General features: G+C 63.0%; 9 protein-coding genes. 7 read left to right on the plus strand and 2 right to left on the minus strand.

Annotated elements, in window-relative coordinates; genetic code table 11:
- The 7 genes from ACFDTG_RS15920 to lysA all read left to right on the plus strand — a co-directional run.
- Window positions 1–258, plus strand: a 258-nt coding sequence (locus ACFDTG_RS15920; RefSeq protein WP_375291934.1) for a hypothetical protein, incomplete at its 5' end; no start/stop codon positions are given.
- 58 nt (window positions 259–316) lie between these two features.
- Window positions 317–682 carry a hypothetical protein gene (locus ACFDTG_RS15925; RefSeq protein ID WP_375291935.1) on the plus strand — a complete coding sequence of 122 codons (366 nt, stop codon included), beginning with the start codon at window positions 317–319 and terminating at the stop codon, window positions 680–682.
- Between the two features lie 11 nt (window positions 683–693).
- Complete coding sequence (locus ACFDTG_RS15930; RefSeq protein WP_375291936.1) at window positions 694–1,662, plus strand: magnesium and cobalt transport protein CorA; 969 nt, start codon at window positions 694–696, stop codon at window positions 1,660–1,662.
- A gap of 147 nt (window positions 1,663–1,809) precedes the next feature.
- Window positions 1,810–2,073, plus strand: coding sequence for a hypothetical protein (locus tag ACFDTG_RS15935; RefSeq protein WP_375291937.1), 264 nt, complete (start codon window positions 1,810–1,812; stop codon window positions 2,071–2,073).
- 10 nt (window positions 2,074–2,083) lie between these two features.
- A complete protein-coding gene (locus tag ACFDTG_RS15940) occupies window positions 2,084–2,623 on the plus strand; it encodes an SAM-dependent methyltransferase (protein ID WP_375291938.1) in 540 nt (179 codons plus the stop codon).
- Entirely contained in the window at window positions 2,620–2,883 is a 264-nt protein-coding gene (locus ACFDTG_RS15945) for a hypothetical protein (protein ID WP_375291939.1), read from the plus strand. Before ACFDTG_RS15940 ends, ACFDTG_RS15945 begins: the two co-directional genes overlap by 4 nt.
- Window positions 2,884–2,901: 18 nt before the next feature.
- Complete coding sequence (gene lysA, locus ACFDTG_RS15950) at window positions 2,902–4,197, plus strand: diaminopimelate decarboxylase (protein WP_375291940.1); 1,296 nt, start codon at window positions 2,902–2,904, stop codon at window positions 4,195–4,197.
- A 263-nt stretch (window positions 4,198–4,460) separates the two neighbouring features.
- Here lysA and ACFDTG_RS15955 read toward each other — a convergent pair whose 3' ends face one another.
- Window positions 4,461–4,874 (minus strand): nuclear transport factor 2 family protein, encoded by a 414-nt coding sequence (locus ACFDTG_RS15955; RefSeq protein ID WP_375291941.1) that lies wholly within the window; start codon window positions 4,872–4,874, stop codon window positions 4,461–4,463.
- A gap of 48 nt (window positions 4,875–4,922) precedes the next feature.
- The coding region (locus tag ACFDTG_RS15960) for a hypothetical protein (RefSeq protein WP_375291942.1) at window positions 4,923–5,258 on the minus strand (336 nt) is incomplete at its 5' end.

The following is a 5,258-nucleotide window of genomic DNA, read 5'->3' on the forward strand; positions in this document are numbered from 1 at the left end:
AGCGAAATGGATATTCCGGAACCAGCCATGCTCGTGGTCGGCCGTGACATCGATGGCGGCTGGACTGTCCGCGAAAGTGCCGGGATGCTTCTGGGCCGCTTCTCATCGGCACAGGCGGCACGGCGTTTCGCTGAAGCGGAGCGGCGTGGACGGACATCAATCTCGGTCGCAACCTCGGCCGGGATCACACGACGGATCGAGGGGCAGCTTAGCCTCGTCTGCGACAAGACGGCGAAAGGCAGCCCAGCTCATGGGTAAATTCCCACCGAGAGTTCTCGGGATTGGGCTGCTTGCGTGTTCCGGCGCATCGACGCTGGTGCATCGAAGCATCTATGAGGCGGCGCGGCACGGTCCCGCGCAGTTTGCCGAGTTCGGCCTTGCACTGCTGACATTCATCCTTGCCAGCGCCGGCATTCTACTCCTGATTCATGGCGCCAGGCTGTTCAAGCCGGCTTCCGAGGATGCGGGCGGCGGGGATTTACCTGCGCAGACCGTGTTTCGAACGCGCCTGGAAGAACCGATCACGCCACAGGGACGCGCTTTCGATACGCGTCACGGCGCATCGATGATGCAGGCCCGGCACCGGATCGCCCTGTCGCGACGTGACCGATCGGCGAACATGTCCAGTCGCGGAAAGCTCGAGCGGACTTCGTCCGACTGGACAATCTCTCCGCGCCGTTGATCAGGGACATCATGCCTGTCATCGCCGCCTATCTCTATCGTCATGGTCGACGCGTTCGCGAGATCGCGATCGATGAACGGGTCGATTGCCCCTCTGACCGGTCAGAGTTCGTCTGGATCGGGCTGACCGATCCGTGTGCGGAAGAGATCGAAACGCTGCAGCACCTCTACAATCTTCACCCGCTTGCGGTCGAGGATGCGCTGAAGGACGGCCAGTTGCCGAAGGTCGACGTCTATGGCGACCAGCTGTTCGTCATCGGCCGGACTGCACATTTGTGCGATGGTCACATCGTCTACGGGCAGACGGCGGCCTTTCTCGGCCACAGCCATATCATCACCGTTCGGCAAGGTTCGACGAGGTCCTACCGCCCGCTGCGTGAGCACCTGGAGGCCGCACCTGACCTGCTGGGCAAGGGCGGGGATTATGTTCTCCATGCCATCCTGGACTTCATCGTCGACGGCTATCTGCCGCTGATGACAGCTCTTGAGGAAGAGGTCGCGGCGATGGAACAGCGGATGCTCGATACCTTCCTCGATCGCGCGGAGATCGCCCGCATCTTCGCGTTGCGGCGCGACCTGATGCGCTTCGATCGCATCCTGGTGCCGATGGAGGAGGTGGCTCGCAAGCTATCCAAGAACGGGCTGCCGTGTATCGATGCCGAGGCACGTCTGTATTTCCGCGATGTCCTGGATCATGTCCGCAGGGTCGAGGCCATGGCGAGCGGCTTGCGCGATCTGCTGTCATCGGTGTTCGAGTTCAGCAATCTAATCGAGCAGCAGCGCACCGGCGCCATCACGCGCCAGCTTGCGGCCTGGGCTGCAATTCTGGCCGTGCCGACCGCCATTGCCGGCATCTACGGGATGAACTTCGAGCACATGCCGGAGCTTCGCAGTCCCTATGGCTACCCCGTCACGATCGCCGTGATCCTTACCATCTGTTCGGCGCTCTACTGGCGCTTCCGTAAGGCGCGATGGTTGTAGATCGCTGACCGGAATGCGACGGGGCGTTGTCACGCTAACGTGCGCGCTATGCAGTTTCCCGAATTCGATCTCGAAACAGTATGGCAACGTCCGTACCTCCGATGAGCGAGCGCAGGACGCTCGATCATAGAAGGTTTCCAGGGCGATATGTCGTCTGAACCCAACCCGGAGCCCGACGAACGCGGGACGATCATCTACGTCTGCCAGGACAAGGCGGGCCACTGGCTCGTGCAGGATAGCGGCAGAAGGATGGAAGGCCGTTTCGTGTCGCGAGGCGCAGCTCTCAGCTACGCCGAAGCCGAACGGCAGATGTATCATGCGAGCCTTGAGATCACCTCGGCACCGCTGGTTCCGCTCATTTCCTTCGACCCGGCGAGCCCGGCCGATCGCGCGCTGCGCCGCGCCGCCTGAGGACATTCCCATGACATCGAAGCTGAAGCCGCTCGTCACGGCTGATCGTCCGTCCTCCATACTGGCGGTTACCCCGTCCACGATCCTGGGCAGCCGTGCCGCTCACAAGGACGCGCGCTGGACTGACATCTGCGCCACGCTTGCCGCCCTGCGCGAGCGAGGGCGCCATTCCATACGCATCGTCGACGCCGACTGCGGCTGTGGCACGTTGCTGATCGAAGCCGTGCGTCACGCCAGAGCGCTCGGCTATACCGCGATCGAAGGCCGCGGCATCGATGGCTCACCGGCGATGATCGGACGTGCTCGTGCAGCAGCTGCCCGTCTGCACGAACCGGCGATCGGCCTTACGTTCGAGATGACGGACATGATCGAGGCGCTGTCGAGCGAGGCCGATTTCCCGGCAGACATCGTCCTTTGGCGCGGTGGCCGTGCGGGCGATGATCGTCAGGGCTTGCAGGCGAGCCTCGCGAAAGCGGGTGACTTGGTCATCGGCGATCGTGATCTCTCGATCTGTCAGGCACAGACGATCTGTCAGGCACAGACGGCATGACCCGGCGTGATCTGCAGTGGAAGGCCGGCGGCTTCGCGTTGCTGGCGTCCTCATGTGCCATGTGCCTCACGCTCGACGGTTCTCCGGTGGCGGTCCTCTTCTTTCCGCTGGCCCTGCTTGGCTTGCCCTTGATGATCCATGGCAAGCGGGTCGGGCAGCTGCTGCGGGCCGAGCGGCGCGGGCACAGCCATACCGTCGACGTTGTCCATGCCGCCCGCGTTCGTCGGCGCGGACAGGCCGACGACGGTTTCGGGCACTGATAAGCAAGGTCTTTTCCCATGAGCTTCTTCGAGCATCGTGACGGCATCCTGCATGCCGAGGGCGTCGCATTGCCGGCTATCGCCGATGCGGTCGGTACGCCCGTCCATATATATTCCGCGGGCGCGCTTCGGCATGCCGCCAACGCCTTCACCTCCGCCTTGCGCGATCTGCCCTCCGCCCGGTTCGCGTTCGCGGTCAAGGCCAACCCCAACAGTGCCGTTCTCCGGCTCCTGGCAAGGTGCGGCTATGGCGCCGACATCGTATCGGGTGGCGAGCTGCGCCGGGCCCTGGATGCGGGTATCGCGGCGTCGGATATCGTCTTTTCCGGCGTCGGAAAAACCGATCGGGAGCTGATCGACGGGTTGGAGGCCGGCATCGGCCAGTTCAATCTCGAGCTGGAGGAGGAGGGCCGCGTCCTCGCGCAGCTCGCACGCGTGCGCCAGATGCACGCACCGGCGGTGTTGCGCGTAAACCCCGATGTCGACGGTGGAACGCACGCCAAGATCACGACCGGCAAGCGGGCCAGCAAATTCGGCGTCGATATCGCTGATGCGCCGGACATATATGCTCGGCTCGTACAACTCGACGGCCTAGATCTGCAGGGTATCGCCCTTCACATCGGCAGTCAGATCAGTGACCTGACACCGCTGGAAGCCGCCTACCGCCGGATCGGCGCTCTGGTTTTCGAACTGCGCGCGCGCGGGCACACCATCACCCGTGTCGACCTCGGAGGCGGTCTGGGGGTCGCGTATCGGCCCGAAGACAAAATGCCATCGCTCTCTGATTACGCGGCCATGGTATCGCGGGTCACACGTGACTGGAACGTCAGCCTCACGTTCGAGCCGGGTCGCGTGATCACCGGCCTGGCCGGCGTGCTGTTGACCCGGGTGATCTGGGTGAAACCGGGCGCCACACACCCGTTCGTGATCGTGGATGCGGCGATGAACGATCTGGCGCGTCCCGCACTGTACGACGCGTACCACCATTTCTCTGCCGTCCGTCCGGATGGACGAACGATGGTCGCGAATATCGCCGGACCAGTCTGCGAAACCGGTGACATGTTCGGGGTCGATCGGCCAATCGACCACGTCGGCCGTGGGGATCTGGCTGTCTTCCATGCAACCGGTGCGTACGGAGCGGCGATGGCTTCGAGCTACAATTCCCGGCCGGTGAGCCCACAGGTCATGGTCGATGGAGACACGTTCGAGCTGGTCGGCGATCGTCTCGCGCCTTGTGATGTAACGACCCGATCAGAGCGCGAACCTCGGACTGCTTACCGCGCCCATAACACGCCGGTGAGGCAGGTAGCCTGACAAGGAGCCTTCGTATCGGCCCGGGAACGTTACCGGTGCAATCAGGTCGTCGAGTCTTCGCGCAGATGTCGCGGGCAGGTTCGTTCGTTGATGGGGTCACCAACGGCGAACCCTCTCGCTCGGAGTGTCGACTTCCTGTGCGCTGTGATCAGGGCCGAACATTCAACGGAGCGCAACTGAACGATTAACGCTGGTCGACTGCTGCCGAGATTGCAGACGATCTCACTTCTGTTCCGCGACGGCGATTATTGCCCGACGGGCGATCAATTGCCAACCCGCGCTTCGCTTTGCCCAGATGTCCGTGAATGGCCGCATGACCTGCTTGCCAGCGCCGGGCCCCTTGATCGGGACATCGTGTCATACCCCATCACGACCGTCACCTCCGGTTTCTCACCCACGAATGTGATGTGCTTGTGGAAGTCCCGATAATCCAGAAAGTCTCGCTCCATGACGCCAACCACATCCTCGCGTCCGATAACCGTGTTGTTTGGCGAGTTGACAACGAAATCCTCGGCCCAAACGGTTCTGACGCCTGCTGCGTCATGAGCCATCATGGCTTTTCCAAGTCTTCCGTAAGCCGCGCCGATCTCCGGCGGCATCCGAACGCCGGGGGCAAGCTGCGCAAGTGCGGGCGCGGCGCCCCGGAGCGCGCCAAGCAATGCGATCTTTCTGAGCATGCACGTCCTCCTCTGCCGAAGTCTCCTCTGCCGAAGTGTCCGCGTCTATCATGTTGCAAATTGTCGTCGTGGACAACGGCTGGCTCTCCGGCGCTTTCTGGATCGTCTGCCTGGGCAGCACCACCGACGGCTTTTCTCGGAGCACCCGGTGGCCGAGGCGGCGACGGACGACGGGGTCTGGTCGATCACGTAGCGGAGCATCGCGAAAAGCGTCGAAAAGGCCGGGGCGGCCTCATCCAGCCAGCGATCGACGCCCGCCGTGACAGCGGCGATCGCCGGCAGCATCTCCTCCACCGTGGTAAAGGCGCCACCGGCATCGTTGACGAGGTCTAGGGTCAGGATCTGTAATTTGTAGTCGCCCGGCGGTTGTCCCTTGAGGGTCTC

Origin of the sequence: Qipengyuania sp. (assembly GCF_042095715.1) — a bacterium.
In the GTDB taxonomy this organism is placed as follows: Bacteria; Pseudomonadota; Alphaproteobacteria; order Sphingomonadales; family Sphingomonadaceae; genus Qipengyuania.

Excerpts from the sequence above, each read along its gene's own strand:
- ACFDTG_RS15930 (WP_375291936.1), top strand. The coding sequence starts at position 694 with ATGCCTGTCATCGCCGCCTATCTCTATCGTCATGGTCGACGCGTTCGC.
- ACFDTG_RS15935 (WP_375291937.1), top strand. The coding sequence starts at position 1,810 with ATGTCGTCTGAACCCAACCCGGAGCCCGACGAACGCGGGACGATCATC.
- ACFDTG_RS15940 (WP_375291938.1), top strand. The coding sequence starts at position 2,084 with ATGACATCGAAGCTGAAGCCGCTCGTCACGGCTGATCGTCCGTCCTCC.
- ACFDTG_RS15945 (WP_375291939.1), top strand. The coding sequence starts at position 2,620 with ATGACCCGGCGTGATCTGCAGTGGAAGGCCGGCGGCTTCGCGTTGCTG.
- lysA (WP_375291940.1), top strand. The coding sequence starts at position 2,902 with ATGAGCTTCTTCGAGCATCGTGACGGCATCCTGCATGCCGAGGGCGTC.
- ACFDTG_RS15955 (WP_375291941.1), bottom strand. The coding sequence starts at position 4,874 with ATGCTCAGAAAGATCGCATTGCTTGGCGCGCTCCGGGGCGCCGCGCCC.